The sequence below is a fragment of the Propionicimonas paludicola genome (assembly GCF_002563675.1).
In the GTDB taxonomy this organism is placed as follows: Bacteria; Actinomycetota; Actinomycetes; order Propionibacteriales; family Propionibacteriaceae; genus Propionicimonas; species Propionicimonas paludicola.
Genome location: NZ_PDJC01000001.1, coordinates 328008 through 354245 on the forward strand (window position 1 = coordinate 328008; position 26238 = coordinate 354245).

General features: G+C 67.7%; 25 protein-coding genes. 6 read left to right on the forward strand and 19 right to left on the reverse strand.

The genetic code is table 11. The annotated features are described in order from the left end of the window. Position 1 precedes the first annotated feature (1 nt). The 12 genes from ATK74_RS01500 to ATK74_RS01555 form a co-directional block, all read right to left on the reverse strand. Positions 2-1108: a GuaB3 family IMP dehydrogenase-related protein gene (locus tag ATK74_RS01500; protein ID WP_098459387.1), complete on the reverse strand. Its 1107-nt coding sequence runs from the start codon at positions 1106-1108 to the stop codon at positions 2-4. 14 nt (positions 1109-1122) lie between these two features. Next, the gene (guaB, locus tag ATK74_RS01505) at positions 1123-2631 is read right to left on the reverse strand and encodes an IMP dehydrogenase (RefSeq protein ID WP_098461870.1); all 1509 of its coding nucleotides are present in this window, start codon (positions 2629-2631) and stop codon (positions 1123-1125) included. 50 nt (positions 2632-2681) lie between these two features. After that, positions 2682-3575, reverse strand: coding sequence for a TIGR01777 family oxidoreductase (locus ATK74_RS01510; RefSeq protein ID WP_098459388.1), 894 nt, complete (start codon positions 3573-3575; stop codon positions 2682-2684). A 37-nt stretch (positions 3576-3612) separates the two neighbouring features. Continuing rightward, positions 3613-4968: a polyprenol phosphomannose-dependent alpha 1,6 mannosyltransferase MptB gene (gene mptB, locus ATK74_RS01515; RefSeq protein WP_098459389.1), complete on the reverse strand. Its 1356-nt coding sequence runs from the start codon at positions 4966-4968 to the stop codon at positions 3613-3615. A 71-nt stretch (positions 4969-5039) separates the two neighbouring features. Next, positions 5040-5966, reverse strand: coding sequence for a carbohydrate ABC transporter permease (locus tag ATK74_RS01520; RefSeq protein WP_098459390.1), 927 nt, complete (start codon positions 5964-5966; stop codon positions 5040-5042). Further along, entirely contained in the window at positions 5963-6886 is a 924-nt protein-coding gene (locus ATK74_RS01525; RefSeq protein ID WP_211283247.1) for a carbohydrate ABC transporter permease, read from the reverse strand. Before ATK74_RS01525 ends, ATK74_RS01520 begins: the two co-directional genes overlap by 4 nt. Before the next feature lie 72 nt (positions 6887-6958). Beyond that, on the reverse strand, positions 6959-8371 hold the full coding sequence (locus tag ATK74_RS01530) for an ABC transporter substrate-binding protein (RefSeq protein ID WP_098459391.1): 1413 nt from the start codon (positions 8369-8371) through the stop codon (positions 6959-6961). A gap of 34 nt (positions 8372-8405) precedes the next feature. Next, positions 8406-10073, reverse strand: coding sequence for a glycoside hydrolase family 13 protein (locus tag ATK74_RS01535; protein ID WP_098459392.1), 1668 nt, complete (start codon positions 10071-10073; stop codon positions 8406-8408). Positions 10074-10239: 166 nt separating this feature from the next. After that, positions 10240-11244, reverse strand: a complete 1005-nt coding sequence (locus tag ATK74_RS01540; protein ID WP_098459393.1) for a LacI family DNA-binding transcriptional regulator — start codon at positions 11242-11244, stop codon at positions 10240-10242. Positions 11245-11310: 66 nt separating this feature from the next. After that, positions 11311-11691, reverse strand: a complete 381-nt coding sequence (locus tag ATK74_RS01545; RefSeq protein ID WP_098459394.1) for a VOC family protein — start codon at positions 11689-11691, stop codon at positions 11311-11313. Positions 11692-11747: 56 nt separating this feature from the next. Further along, positions 11748-12563, reverse strand: a complete 816-nt coding sequence (locus ATK74_RS01550; RefSeq protein WP_098459395.1) for a PfkB family carbohydrate kinase — start codon at positions 12561-12563, stop codon at positions 11748-11750. 17 nt (positions 12564-12580) lie between these two features. Beyond that, the gene (locus tag ATK74_RS01555) at positions 12581-13588 is read right to left on the reverse strand and encodes an SIS domain-containing protein (protein ID WP_098459396.1); all 1008 of its coding nucleotides are present in this window, start codon (positions 13586-13588) and stop codon (positions 12581-12583) included. A gap of 237 nt (positions 13589-13825) precedes the next feature. On the opposite strand from ATK74_RS01555, the gene ATK74_RS01560 reads away from it, so the two are divergent. The 5 genes from ATK74_RS01560 to ATK74_RS01580 all read left to right on the forward strand — a co-directional run bounded on the left by ATK74_RS01560 (position 13826) and on the right by ATK74_RS01580 (position 18470). After that, on the forward strand, positions 13826-14530 hold the full coding sequence (locus tag ATK74_RS01560) for an SDR family NAD(P)-dependent oxidoreductase (RefSeq protein WP_169923683.1): 705 nt from the start codon (positions 13826-13828) through the stop codon (positions 14528-14530). 38 nt (positions 14531-14568) lie between these two features. After that, on the forward strand, positions 14569-15831 hold the full coding sequence (locus tag ATK74_RS01565; protein WP_169923684.1) for an extracellular solute-binding protein: 1263 nt from the start codon (positions 14569-14571) through the stop codon (positions 15829-15831). Positions 15832-15842: 11 nt separating this feature from the next. Next, the gene (locus tag ATK74_RS01570) at positions 15843-16757 is read left to right on the forward strand and encodes a carbohydrate ABC transporter permease (RefSeq protein ID WP_169923685.1); all 915 of its coding nucleotides are present in this window, start codon (positions 15843-15845) and stop codon (positions 16755-16757) included. Beyond that, the gene (locus ATK74_RS01575) at positions 16754-17584 is read left to right on the forward strand and encodes a carbohydrate ABC transporter permease (RefSeq protein ID WP_098459400.1); all 831 of its coding nucleotides are present in this window, start codon (positions 16754-16756) and stop codon (positions 17582-17584) included. Before ATK74_RS01570 ends, ATK74_RS01575 begins: the two co-directional genes overlap by 4 nt. Before the next feature lie 91 nt (positions 17585-17675). Next, the gene (locus ATK74_RS01580; RefSeq protein ID WP_098459401.1) at positions 17676-18470 is read left to right on the forward strand and encodes a GntR family transcriptional regulator; all 795 of its coding nucleotides are present in this window, start codon (positions 17676-17678) and stop codon (positions 18468-18470) included. Between the two features lie 19 nt (positions 18471-18489). Here the strand turns inward: ATK74_RS01580 and ATK74_RS01585 are convergent, their stop codons facing one another. The 6 genes from ATK74_RS01585 to ATK74_RS01610 all read right to left on the reverse strand — a co-directional run bounded on the left by ATK74_RS01585 (position 18490) and on the right by ATK74_RS01610 (position 23999). Continuing rightward, the gene (locus tag ATK74_RS01585) at positions 18490-18774 is read right to left on the reverse strand and encodes a chorismate mutase (RefSeq protein WP_098459402.1); all 285 of its coding nucleotides are present in this window, start codon (positions 18772-18774) and stop codon (positions 18490-18492) included. 524 nt (positions 18775-19298) lie between these two features. Next, positions 19299-20231: a cysteine synthase A gene (gene cysK, locus ATK74_RS01590; RefSeq protein ID WP_098459403.1), complete on the reverse strand. Its 933-nt coding sequence runs from the start codon at positions 20229-20231 to the stop codon at positions 19299-19301. A gap of 34 nt (positions 20232-20265) precedes the next feature. Next, entirely contained in the window at positions 20266-20688 is a 423-nt protein-coding gene (locus tag ATK74_RS01595; RefSeq protein ID WP_098459404.1) for a TlpA family protein disulfide reductase, read from the reverse strand. A gap of 8 nt (positions 20689-20696) precedes the next feature. Beyond that, entirely contained in the window at positions 20697-21176 is a 480-nt protein-coding gene (locus tag ATK74_RS01600) for a DUF4395 domain-containing protein (RefSeq protein WP_098459405.1), read from the reverse strand. A gap of 242 nt (positions 21177-21418) precedes the next feature. After that, positions 21419-22642: a cystathionine gamma-synthase gene (gene metB / locus ATK74_RS01605; RefSeq protein WP_098459406.1), complete on the reverse strand. Its 1224-nt coding sequence runs from the start codon at positions 22640-22642 to the stop codon at positions 21419-21421. Positions 22643-22715: 73 nt separating this feature from the next. Beyond that, positions 22716-23999 (reverse strand): O-acetylhomoserine aminocarboxypropyltransferase/cysteine synthase family protein, encoded by a 1284-nt coding sequence (locus tag ATK74_RS01610; RefSeq protein WP_211283248.1) that lies wholly within the window; start codon positions 23997-23999, stop codon positions 22716-22718. Positions 24000-24348: 349 nt separating this feature from the next. Here ATK74_RS01610 and guaA point away from each other — a divergent pair, with 349 nt between their 5' ends. Continuing rightward, entirely contained in the window at positions 24349-25902 is a 1554-nt protein-coding gene (gene guaA / locus ATK74_RS01615; RefSeq protein ID WP_098459407.1) for a glutamine-hydrolyzing GMP synthase, read from the forward strand. A 65-nt stretch (positions 25903-25967) separates the two neighbouring features. Here guaA and ATK74_RS01620 read toward each other — a convergent pair whose 3' ends face one another. Further along, positions 25968-26228, reverse strand: a complete 261-nt coding sequence (locus ATK74_RS01620; RefSeq protein WP_211283249.1) for a PspC domain-containing protein — start codon at positions 26226-26228, stop codon at positions 25968-25970. Between the last annotated feature and the right edge of the window lie 10 nt (positions 26229-26238).

Below are 26238 nucleotides of genomic sequence, written 5' to 3' on the forward strand. Positions count from 1 at the left end.
CCTACTGGTGGACGACGATCTCCACTCGCTGGAACTCCTTGACGTCGGAGTACCCGGTGGTGGCCAGCGCCCGGCGCAGCGCGCCTACCAAGTTCATGGTCCCGTCAGCCACATGGGACGGGCCGAGCAGGATCTCCTCCAGGCTGCCGACCCGGGAGAACTTGACCCGCTCGCCACGCGGCAGGGTCGGGTGCCAGGCCTCCGGGCCCCAGTGGTAGCCGCGGCCGGGCGCCTCGGTGGCCCGGGCCAGCGGAGAGCCGACCATGACGGCGTCCGCGCCACAGGCAAGTGCCTTGGTGATGTCGCCGGAGCGGCCCAGGGCGCCGTCGGCGATCACGTGGACGTAGCGGCCGCCGGACTCGTCCAGGTAGTCGCGGCGGGCCTCGGCCACGTCCGCCAGAGCCGAAGCCATCGGCACCTCGACACCCAGCACATTGCGGGTCCGCTTGGTGGCGCCACCGCCGAAACCGACCAGCACGCCGGCCGCACCGGTGCGCATCAGGTGCAGCGCCGACTGGTAGGTCGCGCAGCCGCCGACAATCACCGGGACGTCGAGTTCGTAGATGAACTTCTTCAGGTTCAGCGGCTCACTGACGCTGGACACATGCTCGGCCGACACCGTGGTGCCGCGGATCACGAAGAAGTCCACTCCGGCCTTCTCGACCACGGCGGCGAACTCGGCGCAGGTCTGCGGAGACAGCGAGCCGGCCACCGGAACCCCGGCTTCGCGGACCTGCCGCATCCGCTCGGTGATCAGCTCGGCCTTGATCGGCTCGGCGTAGATCTCCTGCATCCGCCGGGTGGCGGCCAGCTGGTCGTCGATCCGGGACAGCTCGTCCAGCAGCGGCTCGGGGTCGGCGTAGCGCGTCCACAGGCCTTCGAGGTTGAGCACGCCCAGGCCGCCGAGCTTGCCCACGGTGATCGCCGTGTCCGGGCTCATCACCGAATCCATCGGAGCGGCCAGGATCGGGAAGTCGAAGGTGAGTGCGTCGATCCGCCAGGACAGGTTCACCTCTTCCAGGCCGCGGGTACGCCGGGTGGGGACGATCGCGATGTCGTCGAAGCCGAAGACTTCCACGGCGCGCTTGGAACGCCCGATTTCGATCATCCTTGATCCTGCCTTCACTGCTGGGCTGAGTAGTTCGGAGCCTCGGTGGTCATCTTGATGTCGTGTGGGTGCGATTCTCGCAGGCCCGCTGACGTGATCCGGACGAAGCGGCCCTTCTCGTGCAGCTCGGCGATGTTCGCCGCGCCGGTGTAGAACATCGACTGGCGCAGTCCGCCGACCAGTTGGTAGGCCACCGCGGCCAGCGGGCCACGGTAGGCCACCTGGCCTTCGATGCCCTCGGGAACCAGCTTGTCGTCGCTGCTCACGTCGGCCTGGAAGTAGCGGTCGCGGGAGTAGGACGCCTTGCGTCCACGCTTGGCCATCGCGCCCAGCGAGCCCATGCCGCGGTACGCCTTGAACTGTTTGCCGTTGATGAAGACCAGTTCGCCGGGGCTCTCGTCGCAGCCGGCCAGCAGTGAGCCGAGCATCACGGCGTCCGCGCCGGCCACCAGGGCCTTGGCGATGTCGCCGGAGTACTGCAGGCCGCCGTCACCGATCACCGGGACGCCGAGCGGACGGCAGGCTTGCGCGGCATCCCAGATCGCGGTGACCTGGGGCACGCCGACGCCGGAGACCACCCGGGTGGTGCAGATCGAGCCCGGCCCGACGCCCACCTTCACACCGTCCGCGCCGGCCTCGACCAGGGCCTTGGCACCGGCGTAGGTGGCGACGTTGCCGCCGATGATGTCCACCTCGCGAGCAGCCGGCTCACCCTTCAGCCTGCGGATCATGTCCATCACGCCGCGGGTGTGGCCGTGCGCCGTGTCGACGATGATGGCGTCCACGCCGGCATCGACCAGCAGCATGGCCCGTTCCCAGGCGTCCCCGAAGAAGCCGATGGCCGCGCCGACCCGGAGCCGCCCCTGCGGATCCTTGCTGGCCAGCGGGTACTTGTCGGACTTCACGTAGTCCTTCAGCGTGATCAGGCCACGCAGCTTGCCGTCGGCGTCGACCAGCGGCAGCTTCTCGATCTTGTGCTTGGCCAGCAGGGCCAGCGCTTCCTCCGAGGAGATCCCGGGCCAACCGGTGATCAGCGGCATCTTGGTCATCACTTCGCCGACCGGACGGTTCGGGTTGTCCTCGAAGCGCATGTCGCGGTTGGTGACGATGCCGAGCAGACGCATCTCGGCGTCCACCACCGGGACACCGGAGATCCGGAACTGCCCGCACAGCTCGTCCACCTCGCCGATGGTGGAGTCGGTGGTGGTGGTGATCGGCTGGTCGATCATGCCGGCCTCGGACCGCTTCACCCGGTCGACCTGGTCGGCCTGCTCCTCGGCAGACATGTTGCGGTGCAGGATGCCGATGCCGCCCTCGCGGGCCATGGCGATCGCCATCCGGGATTCGGTGACGGTGTCCATGGCCGAGCTGAGCAGCGGGACGCGCACCTCGATCCGCTTGCTGATCCGGGTAGAGGTGTCCGCACTGGACGGAATGACGTCGCTCTCATTGGGTTGGAGCAGGACATCATCGAAAGTCAGGCCCAGGGCCGCAAAGGGACCGGGAACTCCACTCGGGGTCAACTCAGCTGGGCTCGACACAGGCCACCAATCTGTCGGATCGAGAGGTCAGTCTATCCCCGTGATGTGGGCTCGATTGCGGCCAGCGCCTGTTGAACGGTCAAGTGTTCGAAGGTGAAGCCGTCGGCGAGCAGTTGTGCCGGACGAGCCCGCTGGCCGAACCGCAGGGCCTCGGTGACGAACTCTCGTCCGAACAGCACGCGCATCGGGGTCAGCGGCATCGGGATGGCTGTGGGCCGGTTCAGCCGGTCGCCCAAGGCTTGGGTGAACTCGGCATTGCTGACTGGCACCGGGGCAGTCAGGTTCACCGGCCCGGTGAGCTCGGAGGTGAGCAGGTGCTCCATGGCCCGGACTTGGTCGGCCAGGCTGATCCAGCTCAGGAACTGTCGGCCGTCGCCGATCCGTCCGCCCATTCCGGCAGCGAAGATCGGCCACAGCCGGGCCAGGAAGCCGCCTTCGCGGGCCAGCACCTGTCCGGTGCGCAGCGTGACCGTTGGCACCGGAGAATGACTGGCTGCCGCCTCCCAGTCGGCGACAAGGCCGGCCAGGAAGCCCCGGCCTTGCGGCCAGGTTTCGTCCACGACCTCGATCCCGGTGTCGCCGTAGTAGCCCACGGCCGAACCGTTGAGCAGCCGCTGGCAACGTCCGTCCGGGCTGAGTGAGGTGACGATGGTGAGCGTGGCCGTGACCCGAGAGCGGCGCAGTTCAGCCTTGCGCTCCTTGGTCCAGCGGCCGGCCGCGATCGGGCCGCCGGCCAGGTTGACCACCGCGTCCACGTCGTCCAGGCCGGCGCCGAAGATGCGTCCGGCGTCGGGATCCCAGCGCCGCTGGTCCGCGGCCGCCGGACGTCCGCGTACCAGCCGGACCACTTCGTGCCCGTTGCGCAACAGCCGACGAGCAAGCGCGCTCCCCAGGAACCCGCTGCTGCCACCGATTGCTACTCGCATACTGTTGATCCTGCCACTGAGGCCCAACTGGACCGGTTCAGACGCTGCCATGCCAGATCGCGGTCTGGATCCCGTTCCAGGCAGCGAACGTGATCGTCAGGCCGATCACCAGCCGCTGCTGGCGCCGCGTCATTGGGCACAGGGCGAGTAGGGCCAGGCTCCACGGGACGTACCAGGGATGGACGGCTTGGCCCAGGACGACCAGGACCGCCGAGCCCCAGGCCAGCGCTGGCAGCGGCCGGTCGGCGAAGTGGACCAGGGTCCAGGCCACCGCGACGATCAGGATCACCGTGGTCACCCGGCCGGCCACCACCAGGAAGGCTGTCGGGTCACCGCCGCCGAGGCCCCACAGCAAGGCGCCGCCCTTGCTCAGCCAGGCCAGCGGGGCCGGAGTGTGGGCCAGCCCCATCAGATCCAGCCAGCGCGTCCAGCCGAAGCCCAGCCCGCTGAGCAGGCTGACCGCCACGAAGGTCGCGACCGCCACCGCTGTGGCCACCGCCGTGCGCCAGCCGAGCAGCCACAGTCGGCGGCCCAGCGGCAGCGCTGCCAACGTGGCCGCCACCGGCAGACCGGCCACCGCGATCACGGTCAGTCCGCCCTGTTGCTTGGCGGCCATGGCCAGCCCGACCAGAACCGGCGCGGCGATCAGTGACATCCACCAGCTCGGGCGCCGGACGACCAGCCAGATCGCGGCCAGGCTGAGCGCGGCCATGGGCGCGTCGTTGTGGGCACCGCCGATGAAGTGCAGCACGAGCAGGGGGTTGAGCACGCCCAGCCAGGTGGCCTGCGAGCCGGATCGGCCCAGCGCCGCGGCCAGCCGCGGCACCAGGAAGAGCATGGCGACCACGGCCAGGATGGCCGGCAGCCGCATCGCCACCACCGACCAGTACGGGTCGGCACCGGTGGCCCAGACCACGGCCTGGTCCAGGCGTAGCGTGAGTGGGGGATAGGCGACACCGTGGCCGGCCCACAAGGGGTCGACCCGGGCCGCGAACGGGCCGCCACTGCTGGCCAACCCGACGTCGTAGGGGTTGGCCCCGGTGCCCAGCGTCCAGCCGAGATCGGCGTAGAGGACGGCGTCCGGGCTGAGCACGGGCGGGACGAGCAGGAGCGGCAGGCTCCACAGGCTCAGGATCAGCGCAGCCGAGTGATTCCGGCCCGGCTGGGGCCGGATCAGCCACCAGGCCCAGGTCAGTCCCAGGCAGCCGGCGATCAGCAGGATCCGGTCGGCCGGGATCGGGGCGGTCCGGCCGAGCTGGTCGATCCAGTCCGCACCCCAGGTGCCGGTGAGGGCGAACTCGGGATGGCTCGAGCCCCAGCCCACCAGGACGCTGCCCAGCACACCGAGCCACACTGCCGGTGATCGCAGCGTGGCCTGAAGGCCGGACATCATCGCGTCTCCTGAGAGTTGGGCGCTGCCAGTCTAGGGACGCCCACCGCGAGAGCGAGGATGCGCCCGCCTGGTCAGCCCTTCACCGCGCCGCTCATTCCCGCTCCATGCAGGAACGAACGCTGGAAGACCAGGAACAGCAGGACCGGCACCAGGGTGGAGATGGCCAGGGCCGCCAGGAAGACGCCCAGGTCGGTCTGTGCCTGAATCGCCGGCAGCCGTACCGACAGCGGCTGGATGGCCGGCTGCTTGAGGACCAGTAGTGGCCACAGGAAGTCCTTCCAGCTCGCGATGATCGCGAACACCGAGGCAACGCCGAGGATCGGCTTCGACATCGGAAGGACGATCGACCAGAACAGCCGGAAGGGCCCGGCACCGTCCACTCGGGCCGCTTCGAAGATCTCACGCGGCAGGGAGTCGAAGAAGCGGCTGATGATCACCACGTTGAAGGCGCTGGCCGCCGACGGCAGCCACACGGCCCAGTAGGTGTTCAGCAGGGAGTGCCCGAGTAGAGGCGGGTTCAGCACGGTCAGATACAGCGGGACGAGCAGCACCACGGCCGGGACGAACAAGGTCGAGATGACCAGCGCGTTGAGGATCGGGGCGTACTTGGGGCGGAGCACGGACAAGACGTAGCCCCCGGTGGTCCCGACCAGCATCTGGAAGAACCAGGAGCCGGCGGCGATGACGACGGTGTTCAGGAAGTAGCGGTTGATCTGGACGTCGTTCCACGCGTGTGCCAGGTTCTCCCACCGAACCCCGTTCGGGAACAGCGCCATCGGGGTGCGCAGGATGTCCTGGGTGGGCGTGATGGAGAACTTCAGCAGCAGGAACAGCGGGCCGAAGCAGGCCAGGGCCAGCACCACGAACAGCCCCACGTTGATCAGGGCCAGTACGGCCCGGACGGACGGACGACGCCGCTCCAGCGGGGAGATGGCGGCCCGATCGCCGGGCACAAGTGGATCGCGGCGACGGTGTCGAAGGGTGCTCACAATGCTCATGATTGGCTCCAGGATCGAGTGAGCCGGAAGTAGATCAGCGAGAAGATCGCCAAGAAGGCGGCCAGCATCATGCTCAGCGCCGTCGCCGCGCCGTAGTCGGAGCCCAGCGAAGCCCCGAATGCGTAGTTGTAGATCATCAGAAGGATGGTCAGCGTCGCCTTGTTCGGACCGCCTCCAGTGAACAGATAGGGCTCAAGGAAGACCTGCGCGGTGGCGATCAGCTGCAGGATCAAGGTGATGAACAGCACGCCCCGCAGCTGGGGCAGGGTCACGTGCCAGATCTTGCGCCAGATGCCGGCTCCGTCGAGTTCGGCGGCCTCGTAGAGCTCACCGGGCACCCCGACCAGAGCAGCCAGGTAGATGATCACCGTTCCGCCGGCACCGGCCCAGGTTGCTTCCAGCACCAGGGACGGCATGGCCCACCAGCGGTCATTCAGCCACGGGAACGGACCGAGCCCGATCCAGCCGAGCAGTTGGTTGAACACACCGGTCGGAGCACCGTCGTAGAAGAACCGCCACAGCAGCACCGACACCACCGGCGGGATCACTGCGGGAAGGTAGGCCAGGGTGGTGAAGAACCCCTTGAGCCGCTTCACCTCGCTCATCAGCACGGCGCCGATCAGCGGGATGGGGAAGCCGAAGACCAGGGCCAGCAAGGCGAAGTAGGCGGTGTTGCCGATAGCCAGCGGCAGATCAGGATCGCTGAGCACCCAGGCGAAGTTGTCCAGGCCCACCCACTTCGCGGTGCCGGTGAGGTTCGTCTCCTGGAAGGCCATCACCACCGAGCGCAGGATGGGCCAGACCGAGAAGACGCCGAAGATGACGATCATCGGCAGGGCGAAGAGCAGCGTGGTGGGGCCGCCGCCGCGCACCCACGTCAGTGGGCTGCGGCGCCGCGCTGGGGGAAGAGCCGGATCCATGAACTTCTCCAGGATGAGGTTGGGCCGGCCGGCCCGGGCTCGGGAGTAGAGCCTGGGCCGGCCGGCAGCTGGCTAGCGCTGTGCCTTGTCGATCGCTCGCTGCGCGGTCTTGTTGGCCGCTGCCAGGAGAGCGTCGATGTCGGCGTTCTTGTCGGTGAAGACTGCCTGAACCACCGGGTCGAGGGCGGCGTAGACGTCCTGGGTGGCCACCGGGGGCTCATTCAGAATCTTCGCGGAACCGATCTGGCTGGTGAAGGCGGTCATGTGATCCAGCGGGACGTTGATCAGCGGCTTGATCCAGGCTCGGTACTGCTCGAGATTGGCGTCGGAGAACATCGGTAGCTCCGGAGTCCCGACCGGCTGCTTGTCGTCGAAGGCCTGCTGGTTGAAGGCCAGGGCGGCCTTCTCGCTGGTGTAGCGCGACAGGTACCAGTGCGAGATCCACTTCGCTGCGGCCCGTCGGACGTCGTCCGACGCACCCGACTTCACCGCAGCCATCGTGCCACCGCCCAGGATGCCGGAGTTGGCACCCTCCAGCGGGATCATGGCCAGGCCGTAGATGTCGGGCTTGATCGCGTTGGCTTGGACCAGCGAGGTGTAGACGTCCTGACCGGAGGTGTACATCCCGATCTGGCCCGCGGCGAAGGCCTGGTTGATGGTGCCCCAGTCGAGGTTGAAGTTGGAGCCGGCGGCATTGTCGGTCCAGCGGACGTCCTTCAGGAACTGCAGGGCCGCCTTGGTGGCCGCGTTGTCGAGGGTCGCGGTGGCCTTGCCGTCGGCACCGATGGTCTCCATCTGGCCGCCGCGGGCGTAGGTGGCGACGGTCAGCTGCCAGCCACCGGTGTTCGACTGGGTCATCTGCACGTAGCCGGCCGCCTTGGTCTTGTCGGCGATCTGCTTGGCGTAGCTGCGGACCTCGTCCCAGGTCGTCGGGGGCTTGTTCGGGTCGAGCCCGGCCTTGGTGAACAGCTCACGGTTGTAGTGCAGGCCGATGCCATAGACCGACTTGGCCGGGATGGCGTAGGCGTGACCGTCCGGGCCCTGGCCGTACTGAAGGACGTTCGGGTTGAAGGCGCCGCCGAACGGGAACTCACCGAGCATGTCGTTCATGTCGGAGATCTGGCCGTTGGCGATCAGCGTCTTGGCGTCGGTGAAGGGGATCTCGAAGACATCGGGAAGGGTGCCTCCGGCGAGATCGGCCGCGAAGGTGGTGGCCTTCCACTCGTACTCCTTGGTGGTCACCGTGATGTTCGGGTTGGCCTCCTCGAACAGCTTCACCTGGTTGGCCAGGTTCTTCTGCGCCTCGGGAGTCGCGCCGGGAAGCAGGCCGACCACGGTCAGATTGACCGGGGCGGCGGGAGCCGAGCTGGAAGGGGCTGTGGAAGCGGAAGGGCTGGACGCCGAGGGGCTGGCGCAGGCGACTGCGGTGGTGGCGAGTGCGACCACCCCAAGGCCTGCGATGGCCCTGCGGATTGTTGCGGACATCTTTGTCGTTTCCTTTCTGGCGTTGTTCCTCGGCTCAGCCGAGGATCTTGCGGTGGTCTTGTGAAGAGTCGGTCGGCGGGAGGTGCAGCCACACCGCGCAGTCCGGTGCGAGCCGGTGCTGGTGGAGCGGCTGGCTGGCGAGGATCACCGAGGCGGCAGGGAGGTCCAGGTCGTGTGCGCTGAGGTTGGCGATACAGACCAACCGGCCACGGCTGAATGCGACCACGTCGTCGCCTAGGTTCAGCCAGTCGAGGGGAGCCAGAGGATCTATGGCGCTGCGGCGCAGCCGGAGAGCGTCGCGATACAGCCACAGCATCGAGGACGGATCGTCGGCCTGCGCCCATGCGGCGTACCGGCCCCACCAGTCCGGCTGGGGCAACCAGGCCGGGGCCGGATCCTCGGGATCGGAGAACCCGAAGTTCGCCGCCGGATCGGAGGTCCAGGGCAACGGCACTCGACAACCGTCTCGGCCAGGGTCGGTTCCGCCGGACCGGAAGTGCATGGGGTCCTGAATGCAGGCCAGGGGCAGTTCCTCGTCTTCGGGAAGGCCGAGTTCGTCGCCCTGGTAGAGGTACAGGCAGCCGGGCAGCGCCGCGGTGATCAGGCAGGCGGCGCGGGCCCGCCGAGTGCCGAGCGCCAGGTCGGTCGGGGTGCCGAACCGCTTGGCGAGGAAGGCGAAGGAGCTCTCCTCGCGTCCGTAGCGAGTCACCGGGCGGGTCACGTCATGGTTGGACAGCACCCAGGTTGTGGGCGCTCCGACGCTCGCGTGTGCAGCCAGCGTGGTCTGGATCGACTGGCGCAGTGCCGGGGCGGACCAGGGCTGAGCCATGAAGTCGAAGTTGAACGCCGTGTGCATCTCCTGATCGCCGAGGTATGCGGCGAAGCGCTGCGTGTCCGGCAGCCAGATCTCGCCGACCAGCACCCGCGGCGGATCGTAGGAGTCGGCGATCGTGCGCCACGAGCGGTAGACCTCGTGGATCGCGTCTCGATCGATGAAGGGGTGCCCACCGGGTGCGATCGCAGCCTCGTCGGCCGGCACCTCCGGGAGGTCGGGGTCCTTGATGATCACTGCGGCCGAGTCGATCCGGATCCCGGCGACGCCGCGGTCGAACCAGAACTTCAGGACGGCCTCGTGCTCGGCACGGACGTCCGGGTGGTTCCAGTTCAGGTCGGGCTGCTCCGGGGTGAACAGGTGCAGGTACCAGTCGCCGGGGGTGCCATCGGGGTTGGTGGTCCGCGTCCACGTGCTCCCCTGGAAGCTGGAGACCCAGTTGGTGGGCAGTTCGTCGCCGCCCGGGCCGCGCCCAGGCCGGAACCAGAACCGGTCCCGCTCCGGAGCGCCGGGGCCGGCCGCGAGCGCGGCCTGGAACCACTCATGGGCAGAGGAGATGTGATTGGGGACGATGTCGATGATCGTCCGGATGCCGAGGGCGTCCGCCTCCCGGATGAACGCCTCCGCCTGGGCCAGGTCGCCGAAGGCCGGATCGATCTGCCGGTAGTCGGCGACGTCGTAGCCGCCATCGGCGAGGGGCGAGAGGTACCACGGGGTGAGCCAGACCGCGTCCACGCCGAGGTCGTGGAGATAGGGGAGCCGACTGCGCGCACCGGCCAGGTCGCCGGTGCCGTCACCGTTTCCGTCCGCGAAGCTGCGCGGATAGATCTGGTAGATGACGGCACTTCGCCACCAATCAGCGGTCGGCATGACCTAGGGACCTCCTCGTCCAGAGCGACCGCACCCTCCGTTGGGTGCGCAGCAAGATCAACGTAAGGGAACGACTGAAAGAACGCAAGAACTGGACAGTCACGTTATCAAATCGCGACATGGCTCAGCGCGGGTCCAATGCAGTGGACCCGCGGGACGGGGTGGATCAGCGCTGGGCTGCGGTGGACGCGCGCACCACGAGCTCGGGCTCGAACAGCAGCGCCGGGCTGGTGCTCCCTGAGCCGAGGATCAGCTGGGAGAGGATCTCGACCGCTGCCCGACCCATCGGTTCGATGGGCTGACGGACGGTGGTCAGTGCGGGTTCGGTGGAGTTCATCAGTGCGGAGTCGTCATAGCCGACGACCGAGATCTGTTCGGGGACCTTCAGGCCGGCTCGCCTGGCCGCGCGAATGGCGCCCAGGGCGAGCATGTCGGACGCGCAGGCGATACCGGTCGCCCCGGCGTCGAGGAGCTGTGCGCAGGAGGCCTGCCCGGCCTCGAGCGAGTACTGGCTGTGCACGATCAGCCGTGGGTCGACCTGGAGATGGTTTCGCTGCCAGTACTTCCGCGCCGCATCCAGCTTCAGCTGGGAGGGGACGTGGTCGGACGGGCCGAGCAGGACGCCCACTCGCTCGTGCCCCAGCGAGTACAAATGGCCTAGTGCCTGCTCCATTGCCAGGGCGTCATCGCAGGCGACCTTGGCAAAGGGCATCGACTCGATCGCCGCATTGACCAGCACCACGGGGAGGCCGAGGGAATGCAATCGGTCGTAGTGGCTGTGATCTGCCGCCCGCTCGGAGAACAGCCCGCCGACGAAGATCACCCCGGACACCTGCTGGTCGAGGAGCAGGTCCACGTACTCGGCCTCGGTGATTCCGCCCGCTGAGCGAGTGCACAGCACAGGGGTGAACCGCTGTTGGGCCAAGGCGCCGCCGATCACCTCTGCGAAGGCCGGAAAGATCGGGTTGCCCAGCTCGGGCAGCACCAAGCCGACCAGCCGGTTGCGATCACCGCGAAGCTTGGTCGGTCGCTCGTAGCCCAGGACATCCAACGCGGTCAGGACGGCGTTGCGCGTTGCCTCCGAGACTCCCGGTCGCCCGTTGAGCACTCTGGAGACCGTTGCCTCGCTCACGCCGACTTTGTCGGCGACCACGGAAAGTCGACCAGCCATGGCCGACATCATATGCAAGAACTTGCGCAGACTTTCGCAGTTGTGCTCAACGAGGCGGTCTGTGGCTCAGGCGCCGGCCCGACACAGGCAGAACGGGTGGCCGGCCGGATCCAGGAAGACCCGGAAGCCGGTGCCCGGTTGATGCGGGTGCGTGCGGGCGCCGAGTAGGACGGCTGCGGACTCGGCGGCGTCCAGGTCGTCGACGGTGAAGTCGAGGTGCGCCTGTTGCGGCTGCAGCTGGCCGGGCCAGTCGGGCGGCTGGTAGTCGGACACCTGCTGGAAGGCCAGGGTGGTCGGCTGGCCGCTGTCCAGCTCGACCCAGTCGCTGTCGGCGTCCGGGTCGACGGCGACCGGCCAGCCGGTCAGCGCTGAGTAGAACGAAGCAAGGCCGGCTGCGTCCGGGCAGTCCAGGACGAAGATCGGCGAACGTGCGATCGGAGTTGCCATGGCCTCACGCTAGGCCGGAGTCAGCCGGTCCGGAAGAGCCGGTGAGGAGTTGCCGGTCAGCCCTCGGCTCGGACGCGATCCTCGGGCGTTTGCGGCCAGCCGCCGGTGTAGGTGCAAGCGAACGCACCCCGGCGCACTCCTGTGTCCAGAGCGGCCGCGACCTCTCCGGTGGCCAGGAAGCCGGAGATGTAGCCGGCCATGAAGGCGTCCCCGGCTCCGGTGGCATCCTTCGGTTGGATCGGCTGTGCCGGAAGTTGCCAGTGGCCCTCCCCGTCGCTGGCGTAGACCCCGTCGCCGCCCATGGTGACCACGGCCAGCTGAGCGCCCCCTTCCAGCGCTCGTGTCGCGGCAGCTTCGACCGTGTCGGCCACCATCGCCGCAGAGAGGAAGGCGACCTCAAGGTGTTCGAAGCCCCGCGCCACCGAGCAATCCTGGCTGATCGGAAGCAGTGGGGCGATGTCGAACAGGCGCTGACGGAACGCCTCGGCCCGGGGCAGCATGCCGATGTGCACCCAGTCGGCCGAGGCGATCCGGAGCAGCGCCGCCTCATCGGGAACATACTCAGCGGTGACTCCGAAGTCTTCGTTTTCGAAGTGGCGGTCGCCGTTCGGAAGCACCCGAATCGTGGTCAAGGCGGTGACACCGGGCATCGTGACCACCGAGGCGACGTCCACGCCGCAGCGCTGCGCTTCGGCGATGACCAGCCGTCCGGGCTCGTCATCGCCGATCGCGCCGAAGTAGCTGACCTCGGCACCGAGCATCGCCAGCTGGACGGCGGTGTTCAGCGCGTCACCGCCGATCAGGTCGATGCCGGTGTCGAGGAAGCGATCGACGGTGTTGTCGCCGACCACAGCTACTTTGGCGCGAGGCATGGGCTGGTGCTTTCGGTTCAGTAGGCGATCCGACGGTAGTACCGCCGCACGGTGAGCGGGTGACGGCGCTCATGCTCGATGTACACGCTGAGCCGCTCGCAGACGGTGGCCAGCACGGCCGGCGAGACCAGTGCGCGAGTCTCCGCATCGAGGCCGTCGAGGGCGAACTCGGCGGTGTCGATCACGACCAGCGAGTCGGTCACCTGGGGAGCGAACGCCTCGACCCGCTCGACGACGGCACGAGTCGCGTCCTCACCCTTGAGGGCGATCACGCTGACCCCCTTCTCCACCAGCTCGAGGGTGCCGTGGAAGAAGTCGGACGCATGAACCGGACGAGTCCGGATCCACTGCATCTCTTCCAGGATGCACATGGCGAAGTAGTATGCCTCGGCCCAGGTGTTGCCGGCGCTGGTGAAGATGTGGAAGTTCTCGTGATCGGCGAAGTGAACGCTCAGTTCCTGGGCCCGGGGCTCGAACTGGCGCTTGGCTTCCAGCAGCGCGTTCGGCAGTGCGTCCAGCTGGAGTACCAGCTTGTCGTAGTCGGCGTCGTCGGAAATGACGGCCTTGGCCAGCAGCAGGGACTGCACGTAGAAGGACTCGCTGGAGGTGTCGTCCGCGGCGAAGTTCACGATGGAGTAGTCCGCGGCCTGGGCGACCGGGCTGTCGGCATGGCCGGTCATGGCCAGCACCTTCGCTCCAGCGGCATGGGCGTAGTCGATGATCTCGACTGCTTCCTTGGTCGTCCCGGACAGTGACGGGAGGACTACCAGCGAACCTGCACCGAGGTTCGGGGCGCCCTGGACGACCACCTCGGCGGGATACGCGAGGAAGCAGGGGACCGTGGACTCGCGTGTGATCAGGTCTGCAGCGGGCTGCATCAGAATCCCGGCGCCACCGGCGCCCAGGAAGTACACGTTACGAAGCCCGGTCGTCTGGAGTTCGCGCACCGCTGCACGAATCGGAGCGGCCTGAGCCACGGCGCCTGACTGGATCGCCAAGAAGCGATCCTCGTCCAGATTCAGCATCTCTTGCCTTTCTGCATCAACTTGTCTGAGGACTGAATGAGTCATCGGTGAGCCTAGGCTCGCCGAGGTCGGGTGTCAACGCTTCCACCCTTGATTACCGCGTGATGTAACGATCTGGAGACTGTTGGTTGCAACTTTGTTCCGGGGTCTAGCGCGATGAGTTTCGAGGTGCAATCCTAGGCCGTGCGGCCAACTCATCAGAGTGCCAAGGTATGCATCAGAGGAATGGAGATACGGATGAAGGCTGTGGTCACTGGATCGGCGAGCGGCATCGGCGCCGCCTGCGTGCAGGCCCTGGCTGAGGCCGGTTACGAGGTCCTTGGCTGGGATCTGAACTCGCCCGAACGGGTGGACGTGGCTTCGTCCGCCTCGGTTGCACAGGCTGCTGCGGGCGTCGGTGAACTCGATGCGGTGGTGCTGGCCGCCGGCGTCTCTCGGATGGCCCCGCTGCTGGAGACCACGGACGAGGACTGGAACTTCCAGATGGGAGTGAACGCCTTCGGCGTCTTCAACTGCGTGCGCGCATTGGCGCCCAAGGTTCGTCGCGGCGGATCGATCGTGATCATCGACTCGATGGGTGGCCTGCGTGGGGCTCCGTTCTTGAGCGCGTACTGCGCGTCCAAGTTCGCCGTGAGTGGGCTGATCGAGTCGGCAACCCCGGAACTCGCGGTTCACGGCATCCGGATCAACGGGGTATGCCCGATGTACGTGCGCACTCCGATGGAAACCAGGGAGCTGGCCTGGGAGGCCGAGCTGACCCACAAGACCCCTGAGCAGGTCTTCGCTGACTATGAGCGGACCACCCCCCTCGGCCGTGTGGCCGAGCCTGCCGAGGTCGCCAGCGTCGTCCGCTTCCTTGCGGGCGAGGAGAGCAGTTACCTGACCGGCGTCCTGCTGCCGGTCAGTGGTGGGGCGCATCTCGGCTTCACCGTGGACAACTAACGATTACCGAGGAAGGAACGCAGATGGAGATAAGGCGCATGGGATCCTTCGGGTCCCGCGCGATGGTCGCCCTCGGCTTGGCGGCCGCGTTGTCGCTGAGCGGCTGTGCGGTGTCGGCCAAATCGGAGACGCAAGACACGATCCGGGTGGTCGCTCAGGCTGGTGGCCCCGGTGAAGCACTCAAGGCGGCCGCTGAGGCCTACACCGCGGCTGGCAAGGGCAAGGTCGAGGTCGACCTCTACGACTACGACGCGGTCCGCGAGCGCACCGTCCTCGGCTTCAGCTCCGGCAAGGACAGCTACGACGTGATCGGCTTCGACTACCTGTGGATGCCGCAGTACATCAAGGACGGCTACCTCAGTCCGCTGGGCGACATGATCTCGGCCAAGAAGGACCTCAACGCCGCGGACTTCGTCCCCGCCTACACCAAGTGGGCCACCGTGGACGGCAAGCAGTACGGCATCCCGTGGTTCGGCGCGGTCTACATGCTCTACTACCGCACCGACCTACTGAAGCAGGCCGGTGTGGAGGTCCCGAAGACGTGGGACGAGTACCTGGCTGCCGCGAAGAAGCTGCAGGAGAAGACCGGAGTCACCGGCACCACCCTGATCGGCAAGCGCGATGATCCCCTGATGTGCGAGTACTGGAGCCTGGCCTGGTCCTACGGCGCCTCGATCCTGAACGCGGACGGCAAGGCCTCGACCATCAACTCGCCGGAGGCCACGAAGGCACTGGACGCCTGGAAGCAGGTGCTCGCCTACGCGCCCAAGGACGCTCTGGCCGCCGACTGGCCGGCCGCGGCCGCCGCCTTCTCCGAGGGCAAGACCGCGATGATGATCAACTTCTCCGACACCTCGGACGCACTGATCGCCGACACGTCCGCGGTCAAGGGCAAGGTCGGCTTCGCCGCCTTGCCGGCTGGACCGACCGGCAAGAGCACCCCGAACCTGGGTGGCTGGGGCCTGGGTATCTCGGCCAAGGCCAAGAACCAGCAGGCCGCCTTCGACTTCGTCTCCTGGGTGACCAGCGCCGAGCAGCAGAATGCGGCCCTGGCCAAGGGAGGCTCGCCGAGCCGGGTGTCGGTGCTCAGTGATCCGGCCAACCAGCAGAGCCACCCGTACTTCGCGGCAGCTCTGCAGAACTACCAGAACGCGATCTACTTCCCGGTCACCCCGGCGTGGGTCGACTGGGAGGCGGCCATCGCGCCGGCACTGTCGGAAGGGATGAGCGGCAAGGTCTCGACGCAGGAGGCAGTCAAGAGCGCCTCTGAGCGCCTCGACGCGGAGCTCGCCAAGGGCTGATGGTGGAGTCTGTGACAGGACGGGACTTGGTGCGCCGCAAGCGGCGCACCAAGTCCGCCATCGCCGCCTGGGGCCTGCTCGGACCAGCCCTGCTGTTGATCCTGCTGCTGCGCTTGGTGCCCATGCTGATGGCGGTCGGGCTGAGCTTCACCGACACCAACTTCACCAGCACGGCAGCGGCCCAGTTCGTCGGTCTGCAGAACTACGCGACGGTGCTCGGCTCGGAGGACTTCCAGTCTGCGTTGGTGGTCACAGTGGCCATCGTGCTGCCGGCCCTGGTGCTCGAGATGGGCATCGGTCTGGCCATCGCGCTGTGGCTCAACCGTCCCACGGCCGGACGAAAGGCGGCCCGCGCCGTCATGTTGGTGCCCTATCTGCTGGTGCCGGTGGTCATCGGCAACTTCTTCCGGATGTTCTTCAGCGCCCAGTTCGGCCAACTGAACTACTACCTGGCACTGCTCGGCCTGGACCCGCATGCCTGGCTGACCGACACCGGCACGGTGCGTTGGGCCGTGGTCGGAATGGAGGTCTGGCACACCACTCCCTTCGTGGCGCTGGTCACCCTGGCCGGTCTGATGGGGCTCAGCAAGGACGTGATGGAGGCCGCCCTGGTCGACGGCGCGAACGCCTGGCAGCGCTTCACGCACATTCTGTTGCCGGCGCTGCTGCCGATTCTGGGAGCGGTGCTCGTCCTGCGCGGCATGGATGCGATTCAGCTCTTCGATGAGGTCTACGTGCTCACCGGCGGCGGACCGGGTCGGGAGACCTCGGTGATCAACCTGTACCTGTACCAGTTCGGCTTCCGGCAGTTCCGGATGGGGGAGACCTCCTCGGCGATCACATTGCTGATGGGGGCGATCATCATGGTTGCCCTGATCGTCACGGTGATCCGTCGGCTGAACGAAGCGAAGGCGGTGCGGCGATGAGAAGGACCCTGCAGGTACTGCGACGGATCGGCAACGGCATCGTCGCCGTCGTGCTGGTCGTGGCCAGCCTGTATCCGGTGGCCTGGCTGGTGGCGATCTCGCTGCAGCCGGCCAAGAGTGCCTACACGATGCCGACTCGGTGGCTCTTCGTCCCCGACTTCAGCACCTACGCGGAGCTGTTCGCCGACCCCGACTTCGTCGCAGCGCTGGTGAACACCATCCAACTGACGGTCTTCGGCACAGCCTTGTGCGTGATCCTCGGCGCGCTGGCGGCCTACTCGCTCTCGCGGTATCGAACCCGCTGGAGTGGGCTGCTCACCGGCTCGATCGCGATGTCGCGGGTGGTGCCGTCCTTCGCGGTCGTGCTGCCGATCTTCTTCATCTATCGCAGCCTGAATCTGCTCGACTCGATGGCGGGCCTGGTGCTGGCGCTGACCGCCTTCCAGCTGCCGCTGTCGATTCTGATCCTGCTGAATGTGATGAACGACATCCCGAAGTCGATCGACGAGGCCGCCGAGATCGATGGCGCAGGGGCCTTCGCCACCTTCCGGCGGGTGATCCTGCCGATCTCGCGTCCGGGCCTGGCGGCAACGGCGGTGCTCACCTTCGTGCTGATCTGGAACGAGTTCCTGTTCGTCCTGGTGTTGGCCGGCGACCGGCTGGTCACCATGCCGATGCTGATCTCCACCTTCCAGACCGACAAGCAGATCCTGTGGACCGAGATCGCCGCCTCCAGCGTGATCTCACTACTGCCGGTGGGTCTGCTGATCGTCCTCGCCCAGCGGCACCTGCTGGCCGGGCTGGGGGCAGGGGCGGTGCGCGAGTGATGCCGAATCTTCCGGGACCCCGATCCAACCGCCGGACGGCCAGCTGGATTAGACTCCTGCTGTCGTGCGTCAGTCCCCTCGGGTTGCCGCGATGACCACCAAGCCGATCACGTCCACCCCCAAACCGACGAGGGGCAACTTGACTTCGTCCAGTAGCTCACCCGCCCGCCGCTACGCCTCCCGAACTGACGAGGCGCTGGCACTGATCCGCGCCCTGATCAAGGATCAGAGCCTGATCTCCGGCGACCGGCTGCCCAGCGAGAGCGAGTTGGCCGAGTCGTTGGCCATCTCCCGCTCGAGCGTGCGAGAGGCGCTCAAACTCCTGGAACAGGAGGGCATGGCCATTGCCATCCAGGGCAAGGGCCGGTTCATCTCCGCATCTGCGGCACTGAGCCTGGAACGGCCGGTGACCAAGTACGAGAGCACCACGGAGATGCTGGAGAGCCTCGGCTTCGAGGTGTCGACGGTCGTCCTGGACGTCCGTGAGCGCGCGGCCACGGCGCCGGAGGCGAAGGCGCTGGATCTGGCACCCGGAGAGCCGGTGATCGCGATTCAGCGTCTGCGCTGTGGCGATGACGAGCCCATGGTGTTCAGTACGGACGCCGTCCCGCGGCGACTGCTGCCGGGGCCGATCGAGTTCCGGGACTGGAGCGTCTCGGTGACCTCGATGCTGCAGTCCCATGGCAGCAAGATCGACTCGTCGGTCGCGCGTATCACCGCAGCGACGCTGCCGACCCAGTACGCCGAGCGCTACAACCTCACTCGGTTCGATCCGTGGCTGCTGGTCGAGGAGACCTGTCTGACCATCGACGGGGCTCGCGCGCTCTATGCCCTGGACTACCACCGCGGCGACAAGATCGCCTTCAACGTGCTTCGGAGGCGCTGAGTCGAGTTGTGCGGCCGGACTACTCGGCTGCGATGGCCTCGTGGTGGCGGACCACCTCGGCGACCACGAAGGTCAGCCACTTCTCGGCGAACTCCGGATCGAGGTTGGCCGAGGCGGCCAGCTGGCGCAGCCGGGCGATCTGCTGATCCTCTCGCTCCGGGTCGGCGGCGGCCAGTCCGTGCTGCTTCTTCAGCAGGCCGACCCGCTGGGTGATCTTGAACCGCTCGGCGAGCAGGCAGATGATCGCGGCGTCGAGGTTGTCGATCGAGCCGCGGAGGGCAACGAGTTCCGGGTCGCTCTGCACGCTGACAGCCTACGGGGGATCGCCCGCCGCGTCGCTGGGCACGTCCCCACTTCGGACGCCCCGTCCCCACCACCCCGTTCCCCTCCGTCCCCACCACCCCGCTCCCGCTACCGAAGGGAACTCCCGCTACCGAAGTTTCGGCAGCAAAGGTTGCGCTCGGTAGCGCGAGGTTCGAGGGGAGCGCGGCGGGAGCTCCCGGGGCGGACGCTGGGGCCTGAACTCTCCGCTTTCGGTGCGTCCCCGGACACGCGCCGCGCCGACCCGTCCGTCCCCACCAAACCGTCCCCCTCCGTCCCCACCACCCCGTTCCCGCTACCGAAGGCAACTCCCGCTACCGATGTTTCGGCAGCAAAGGTTGCGATCGGTAGCGCGAACCGAGGAGGGGGGCGGACGGCACCCTGCGTGGCCTCCGAACCGGGACGGAGCCCGAGACGGCGCAGGGAGGGGGACGGACGGAGCCGGACACAGCGATGGGTCCCGGGGAAGACCCCGGGACCCATCTCGTCCGTGGCTGGGACGACTACTCAGTCGAGCAGGTCTGCATACAGCGGGGTGGACAGGTAGCGCTCGCCCCACGACGGGATGATCGCCACGATGGTCTTGCCCGCGTTGGCCGGATCGTTGGCCAGCTCGGCGGCGGCACGCAGCGCGGCGCCGGAAGAGATGCCGACCAGCAGGCCCTCCTCCTTGGCGGCCCGGCGAGCCCAGTCCAGGGCGTCGTCCGAGGTCACCTTGATGATCTTGTCGATCAGCGACACGTCCAGGATCTCCGGGATGAAGCCAGGGGAGATGCCCTGGATCTTGTGCGGGCCCTTCGGCTCGCCGGAGAGGACGGCCGACTCGGCCGACTCGACCGCGACCAGCTGGACGCCCGGCTTGCGCTCCTTGAGCACCTGGCCGACGCCGGTGATGGTGCCGCCGGTGCCCACGCCGGAGACGAAGAAGTCGATGTTGCCCTCGGTGTCGGCCCAGATCTCCTCGGCCGTGGTCTTCTTGTGGATGGCCACATTGGCCGGGTTGGTGAACTGGCTGGCCAGGATCGCACCCGGGGTGTTCGCCACGATCTCCGCGGCGCGCGCGTTGGCACCGGGGACGCCCTCAGCGGCCGGGGTCAGCACCAGCTCGGCACCGAAGGCGCGCAGCAGAGCGCGGCGCTCCTTGGAGAAGGACTCCGGCAAGGTGATGATCACCTTGTAGCCACGGGCCGCGCCGACCCAGGCCAGGGCGATGCCGGTGTTCCCGGAGGTGCCCTCGACGATGGTCCCGCCCGGCTTGAGCGAGCCGTCGGCTTCAGCGGCGTCGATGATCGAGACCCCGATCCGGTCCTTCACTGAGGCGGCCGGGTTGTAGTACTCCAGCTTGGCCAGCACGGTCGCCTTGCTGTCGCCGTAGAGGCGGTTGATCCGCACCAGCGGGGTACGACCGATCAGCTGGGTCGCATCTTCGTAAATGGGCATCTGAGATATCTCCGGTTTCTTCTACTCGTTCAACTCAGGCGGCCACAGCGCGGTCGACCTGTTGCAGTGCGTTCACTACTTCGGACTTGCGGGCGGCGCCGACGATCCGGTTACGGACCACGCCATCGGCGTCGAGGAGCAGGACGGTGGGCGTCCTGGTGATGCCGAACTTCTCGACCAGGTCAAGACGCGTTTCGGCATTGAGGTCAATGTGCCGTACCCCTTCGGTGCCGGCCACAACCTCGGACAGCACGCGGTGGGTGGCTCGGCATGGGGCGCACACAGTGGATGAGAACTGGACGAAGGTGGCCTGGCTGCCCAACGGGGCACCCAGCGTGGCCTCATTCAGGCTCGGTGCCGTCCGCACCGTCTTGGCCCGGCCGTCGGTCAGCCGGCGGTAGCCGCCGAAGCCGAGGGCCAGCGCCAGCGCTGCGAGAGCGATCCACACACCAGTCATGATCCCGCTCAGCTCGCTGCGCCGGTAGCCGGCTTGTTGAACAGGCGCTTGCCAAGCAGGTAGACCTCGCAGCCGAGGCAGAAGTCGAAGATGGCGTTGAGGAGGGCGGCGACCAATGCGAAGCCGACTGCGATCCAGAACAGCAGGGCCACATTGAAGATCCAGCCGGCCAACCCGGCCAGGGCGAAGACCAGGCCGACGCCCTGGGCGAACCGCGGCGGCTCCGACGCCTCCAGCTCGGCGGGAGCGCCCAGCCGCGGCCGGACGAACTTGCGGTAGATCAGCCCCCAGGGCTGTGCCTGCAGGCCCAACAGCGAACCGGCCGCGAAGGCCAGGGTCTGCACCAGGAGGACGACCAGGCCGGCCACCGAGGTGGGGCCGAGGATCAGCACCACGATGAGCAACACCGAGGTGATCGCCGCGCCGAAGCGCGGCCCGCGCGGATCGATCAGCCCGGCGCTGGCCGGGGAGGGAACAGGATTGGACATTACGTCTCGATTCGGGTCGGCGGGTGGGAGCTTTGGGGAGCTCGAACGGTTGGCCACGGTGGCATCGGCGGATCAGTCAACGCTCGTATCCACGGGTCAGGTGTCGTCCGGCAGTCAGCGGGGACAACACATTCGCGTCACCACGACGGCTCGACCTGAGCCAGTGTATCCACGCGCGAACATGTGACTACGGTAGCACGCAGGTCCGTCTGTTCCCAGCCCGATCCGCAATTTCCGACCGGTCAGTGAGCCGACAGTGCCCGGTCCAGCCCGGCAGCCACATCGGCCACCAGGTCGGACGTCTCCTCAACACCCAGACTCAGCCGCAGCATTCCGGCGGTGATCCCGGCCGCCTGCTGCGCTTCGGCTGACATTGCGGCGTGCGTCATCGTGGCCGGGAGCGACACCAGGGACTCGACTCCGCCCAGGCTCTCGGCCAGGCAGAAGCACCGCAGCCCCTCGGCGAAGGCGTGAGCGGCGGACGCGTCGGCCAACTCGAAGGTGACGATGGCGCCGAAGCCGTCCATCTGGCGAGCGGCCAGTTCGTGTTGCGGGTGTTGCGGCAGGCCGGGGTAGTGGACGGCACGGACGGCCGGGTGCCCAGCCAGGAGCTCGGCCACCGCGGCCGCATTGCGCTGAGCGGCGGCCACTCGCAGGTGCAGTGTGCGCAACCCGCGCAGGGCCAGGTAGGAGTCGAAGGCCCCGGCCGGAACGCCCAGGGTGTTGGCCCACCAGGCCAGTTCGGCGCCGCGCTCGGCGTCCGCGCTGACCACCACGCCGGCGATCACATCGGAGTGTCCGTTGAGGTACTTGGTGGCCGAATGGACGACCACGTCCGCGCCGTGCTCGATCGGCCGCTGCAGGATCGGGCTGGCGAAGGTGTTGTCGGCCACCACCAGCGCCCCGGACGCGTGGGCGGCCCGGCTGAGCTGGTCGAGGTCGGCGATCCTCAGCAGCGGATTGGACGGGGTCTCCAACCAGACCAGGTCCGGGCCGGTGGCGATCGCGGCCAGGGCGGCCGCGGTGTCGCTGAAGTCGACGTAGTCAATGCGTCCGATGCGCCCGGTGCGGCGCAGCGCCTCGAAGAGTCGCCAGGTGCCGCCGTAGCAGTCGGACGGGGCCAGCAGGGTGCCGTTGGCCGGGAGGAGGCCCATCACGGTGGTGGTGATCGCGCCCATCCCGGAGGCGGTCACGCACCCGGTGGCGCCGCCTTCCAAGTCGGCCACGGCTTGGCCGAAGAGATCACGCGTGGGGTTGCCGGATCGCCCGTAGTCGTAGCGACCGGGCTGGCTCGGGTCGGTGAACTCGTAGGAGACCGACAGATGCACGGGAGCGACCACAGCGCCGAAGGCGGGATCGCTGGACAGGCCGGCCCGGACGGCGCGAGTGCTGGGGTGCAGGCCCGGAGCCGGCGGACAGGAAGGGTCGGAGGAGGGGTTGTTCACTTCGGGCACCTGATCTGACATCGGCTCATTGCGGGACTCCTGTTAGTGGGAAGCCCGGGCCGCCGCAGTGGACGGCCCGGGCGAGGTCATTCGATCAGAGCTGGGCGAGCGCCTGATCCAGGTCGGCGATCAGGTCATCGACATTCTCGATGCCGAGGCTGAGTCGCACCGCCTCCGGCGGCACCCCGGCTGCGGCGAGTTCCTCCTCGTTCAGCTGGGAGTGGGTGGTGGTGGCGTTGTGGATGGCCAGGCTCTTGGCGTCCCCGATGTTGGCCAGGTGGCTGAACAGGTTCAGGGCCTCGATGAACTTCGCACCGGCCGCGCGTCCGTCCTTCAGGCCGAAGGCGAGGATGCCGCCGTAGCCACGGCCGTTGAAGATACGGTCGGCGACCTGCTTGTAGGGCGAGGACTCCAGGCCCGGGTAGCTCACCCAGGACACCTTGTCGTGGCCTTCCAGGTACTTCGCCACGGCCAGCGCGTTGGCCGAGTGACGCTCGATTCGCAGGTGCAGGGTCTCCAGGCCCTGTAGGAACAGCCAGGCGTTGAACGGGCTGACCGCGGCACCGGTGTTGCGCAGCAGGACGGTGCGCGCCCGGATGATGTAGGCGGCCGGGCCGGCGGCGTCGGTCCAGACCACGCCGTGGTAGGCCGGGTCCGGCTTGGTCAGGCCGGGGAACCGGTCGGCGTGGGCGGCCCAGTCGAACTTGCCGGAGTCGACGATGATGCCGCCGACTGAGGTGCCGTGACCGCCGATGTACTTGGTAGCCGAGTGGACCACCACATCGACGCCGTGGTCGAAGGCCTTGGACAGGATCGGGGTCGGCACGGTGTGGTCGACGATGAACGGCAGACCGAGGGCATGCGCCGCCTCGCTCCAGGCGTCCAGGTCGACCACGTTGATGGCCGGGTTGCCGATGGTCTCGCCGAAGACCAGCTTGGTCTTGTCATCGACGTGCTGGGCCAGCTCCTCGGGCTTCTCCGGATCGACGAAGCGGGCCTCGATCCCGTACTGGGCCAAGGTGTGAGCGAACAGGGCGTAGGTGCCGCCGTACAGCGTCGACAGGGCGACGATGTTGTCCCCGGCGTAGGTCAGGTTGAGCACGGCGTAGGTGATGGCGGCCGCACCGGACGCAGTGGCCAGCGCGCCGACGCCACCCTCCAGGGCGGTCAGTCGGGTCTCGAAGACCGACTGGGTCGGGTTCATGATCCGGGTGTAGATGTTGCCCGGCACCCGTAGTGCGAACAGGTCGGCGGCGTGCTCGGTGTCATCGAAGACGTAGCTGGTGGTCTGGTAGATCGGGACGGCGCGAGCGTTGGTGGCCGAGTCGGCCTCTTCCTGGCCGGCGTGAACCGCGAGGGTGTCGGGATGCAGGGACATTTCTCTCCTAGGTGGGCTGATACTGCTGAGTGCGTCTTGGCTGGCCCAGAACGGGCCGGGTGGGTTCGATGAGAGCCAGTGCGAGCGTGCGCAGCGGCGTCAGGAAATGGCGTTGGGTCGAGGTGAGGCTGGGGTCAGCACATTCGACAACGCGCCATCGACGGCATACAGCAGCAACCCATGGTCGCGGTGCTCGTCGAGGTCATGGCTGGAACGCTAGCAGGTGCGTCCACGTGGTGGTCAAGGAGTCTCAGCGCTGTTGCGTATTCACCCGGGTCCGGACGTCCACTCGGCTCACCGGCGGACGCTGAGCGAGCCGGAACGGCCGCTCAGCCCTAGACTGCGGCCCATGAGTCCTGACCACGATCTGGTGTTGGTCGTCGACTACGGAGCCCAGTACGCCCAGCTGATCGCCCGCCGGGTGCGCGAGGCTCGGGTCTACTCCGAAATCGTGCCGCACACCATGCCGGTTACCGAGCTGCTGGCCAAGCAGCCTTCGGCCGTCATCCTCTCCGGTGGCCCCAGCTCGGTCTACGAGCCCGGTGCTCCGCAGCTGGACGTCGCCCTCCTCGAAGCCGGGGTGCCGGTGTTCGGCATCTGCTACGGCTTCATGGCCATGGCCCAGGCGCTCGGCGGACGCGTGGCCCGCACCGGCCAGCGCGAGTACGGACGTACCCGAGTGGAGATCACCGATCCCGGTCGGCTGCTCGAGGGCCTGCCGCCGGTGCTCACCTCGTGGATGTCCCACGGCGATGAGGTCACTGCGGCGCCGTCCGGCTTCCGGGTGAACGCGCGCTCACCGCGAGCCACCGTGGCCGCCTTCGAAGACCCGGCGCGCCGGCTGGCCGGCGTCCAGTGGCACCCCGAGGTGCTGCACTCCGAGCACGGCCAGCAGGTACTGGAGCGCTTCCTGATCGAGATCGCCGGCTGTCGGCCGACCTGGACCTCGGCGAACATCGTCGAGGAGCAGGTCGAGCGGATCCGCGCCGAGGTGGGGGACGCCCGGGTTCTGTGCGCGTTGTCCGGCGGCGTCGACTCGGCGGTGGCCGCCGCCTTGGTGCAGCGAGCCATCGGCGATCAGCTCACCTGTGTCTTCGTCGATCACGGCCTGCTGCGTACCGGCGAGGCCGAACGAGTCGAGCGGGACTTCGTGGCCTCGACCGGCGTCAAGCTGGTGGTGGCCGACGAGGAGAAGCGCTTCCTGGACGCGCTGGCCGGAGTCAGTGACCCGGAGACCAAGCGCAAGATCATCGGACGCGAGTTCATCCGCACCTTCGAGGACGCGGCCCGCCGGATCAACGCCGACGGCCCGATCGACTACCTGGTGCAGGGCACGCTCTACCCCGACGTCGTCGAGTCCGGCGGCGGCGAGGGTGCCTCGACCATCAAGAGCCACCACAACGTGGGCGGCCTGCCCGATGACCTGCAGTTCACCCTGATCGAACCGCTGCGCACCCTGTTCAAAGACGAGGTCCGCCAGGTCGGACGTCAGCTGGGTCTGCCCGAGCACATCGTCAACCGGCACCCGTTCCCCGGCCCCGGCCTGGGCATTCGGATCGTGGGGGCCGTGGACGCCGAGCGGTTGCGGATCCTGCGGGCCGCCGACCTGATCGTCCGCGAGGAGACGACGGCGGCCGGGCTGGACAGCTCCATCTGGCAGTTCCCGGTGGTGTTGCTGGCCGATGTTCACTCGGTCGGCGTGCAGGGTGACGGCCGTAGCTACGGGCATCCGATCGTGCTGCGTCCGGTGTCCAGCGAGGACGCCATGACCGCCGACTGGAGCCGGCTGCCTTATGAGGTGCTGGAGAAGATGTCGACCCGGATCACCAACGAGGTCCCCGAGGTGAACCGCGTCGTCCTCGACGTGACCAGCAAGCCGCCGGGCACCATCGAGTGGGAGTGAACCTCCCCTAGAGACGCCAGTGGGGCGTCGTCTGCTTCCACCGGACGACGCCCCACTGACCTTTTTCAGCGCAGGTCAGACGGCGGCTGGTTGGAGCCGTTGCTGCTGAACGCGCGCTTGACCTCGTCCAGTCCGGTGCTGCCACCGTCGATCGGGAGGACCAGCCACAGGACCAGGTAGACCGCGATCGGGAAGAAGAAGAACACGCTGGTCAGGGCCCACACCACCCGAACCAGAGTCGAGTCGATCCCGAAGGACCGGGCGACGCCGCCGCACACACCGGCGATCATCTTGTCTGCCGCAGAGCGGGTGAGTTGCTGCTTCATTTTCATGTTT

What these genes read in the sequence shown, in the direction of transcription:
- ATK74_RS01540 (WP_098459393.1), bottom strand. Translation starts at nt 11,244, where the DNA reads ATGGCTGGTCGACTTTCCGTGGTCGCCGACAAAGTCGGCGTGAGCGAG.
- ATK74_RS01550 (WP_098459395.1), bottom strand. Translation starts at nt 12,563, where the DNA reads ATGCCTCGCGCCAAAGTAGCTGTGGTCGGCGACAACACCGTCGATCGC.
- ATK74_RS01580 (WP_098459401.1), top strand. Translation starts at nt 17,676, where the DNA reads ATGACCACCAAGCCGATCACGTCCACCCCCAAACCGACGAGGGGCAAC.
- ATK74_RS01560 (WP_169923683.1), top strand. Translation starts at nt 13,826, where the DNA reads ATGAAGGCTGTGGTCACTGGATCGGCGAGCGGCATCGGCGCCGCCTGC.
- ATK74_RS01595 (WP_098459404.1), bottom strand. Translation starts at nt 20,688, where the DNA reads ATGACTGGTGTGTGGATCGCTCTCGCAGCGCTGGCGCTGGCCCTCGGC.
- ATK74_RS01535 (WP_098459392.1), bottom strand. Translation starts at nt 10,073, where the DNA reads ATGCCGACCGCTGATTGGTGGCGAAGTGCCGTCATCTACCAGATCTAT.
- ATK74_RS01510 (WP_098459388.1), bottom strand. Translation starts at nt 3,575, where the DNA reads ATGCGAGTAGCAATCGGTGGCAGCAGCGGGTTCCTGGGGAGCGCGCTT.
- ATK74_RS01565 (WP_169923684.1), top strand. Translation starts at nt 14,569, where the DNA reads ATGGGATCCTTCGGGTCCCGCGCGATGGTCGCCCTCGGCTTGGCGGCC.
- cysK (WP_098459403.1), bottom strand. Translation starts at nt 20,231, where the DNA reads ATGCCCATTTACGAAGATGCGACCCAGCTGATCGGTCGTACCCCGCTG.
- ATK74_RS01600 (WP_098459405.1), bottom strand. Translation starts at nt 21,176, where the DNA reads ATGTCCAATCCTGTTCCCTCCCCGGCCAGCGCCGGGCTGATCGATCCG.
- ATK74_RS01555 (WP_098459396.1), bottom strand. Translation starts at nt 13,588, where the DNA reads ATGCTGAATCTGGACGAGGATCGCTTCTTGGCGATCCAGTCAGGCGCC.
- ATK74_RS01530 (WP_098459391.1), bottom strand. Translation starts at nt 8,371, where the DNA reads ATGTCCGCAACAATCCGCAGGGCCATCGCAGGCCTTGGGGTGGTCGCA.
- guaA (WP_098459407.1), top strand. Translation starts at nt 24,349, where the DNA reads ATGAGTCCTGACCACGATCTGGTGTTGGTCGTCGACTACGGAGCCCAG.
- mptB (WP_098459389.1), bottom strand. Translation starts at nt 4,968, where the DNA reads ATGATGTCCGGCCTTCAGGCCACGCTGCGATCACCGGCAGTGTGGCTC.
- metB (WP_098459406.1), bottom strand. Translation starts at nt 22,642, where the DNA reads ATGTCAGATCAGGTGCCCGAAGTGAACAACCCCTCCTCCGACCCTTCC.
- ATK74_RS01500 (WP_098459387.1), bottom strand. Translation starts at nt 1,108, where the DNA reads ATGATCGAAATCGGGCGTTCCAAGCGCGCCGTGGAAGTCTTCGGCTTC.
- ATK74_RS01545 (WP_098459394.1), bottom strand. Translation starts at nt 11,691, where the DNA reads ATGGCAACTCCGATCGCACGTTCGCCGATCTTCGTCCTGGACTGCCCG.
- ATK74_RS01620 (WP_211283249.1), bottom strand. Translation starts at nt 26,228, where the DNA reads ATGAAGCAGCAACTCACCCGCTCTGCGGCAGACAAGATGATCGCCGGT.
- ATK74_RS01575 (WP_098459400.1), top strand. Translation starts at nt 16,754, where the DNA reads ATGAGAAGGACCCTGCAGGTACTGCGACGGATCGGCAACGGCATCGTC.
- ATK74_RS01610 (WP_211283248.1), bottom strand. Translation starts at nt 23,999, where the DNA reads ATGTCCCTGCATCCCGACACCCTCGCGGTTCACGCCGGCCAGGAAGAG.
- ATK74_RS01520 (WP_098459390.1), bottom strand. Translation starts at nt 5,966, where the DNA reads ATGAGCATTGTGAGCACCCTTCGACACCGTCGCCGCGATCCACTTGTG.
- ATK74_RS01525 (WP_211283247.1), bottom strand. Translation starts at nt 6,886, where the DNA reads ATGGATCCGGCTCTTCCCCCAGCGCGGCGCCGCAGCCCACTGACGTGG.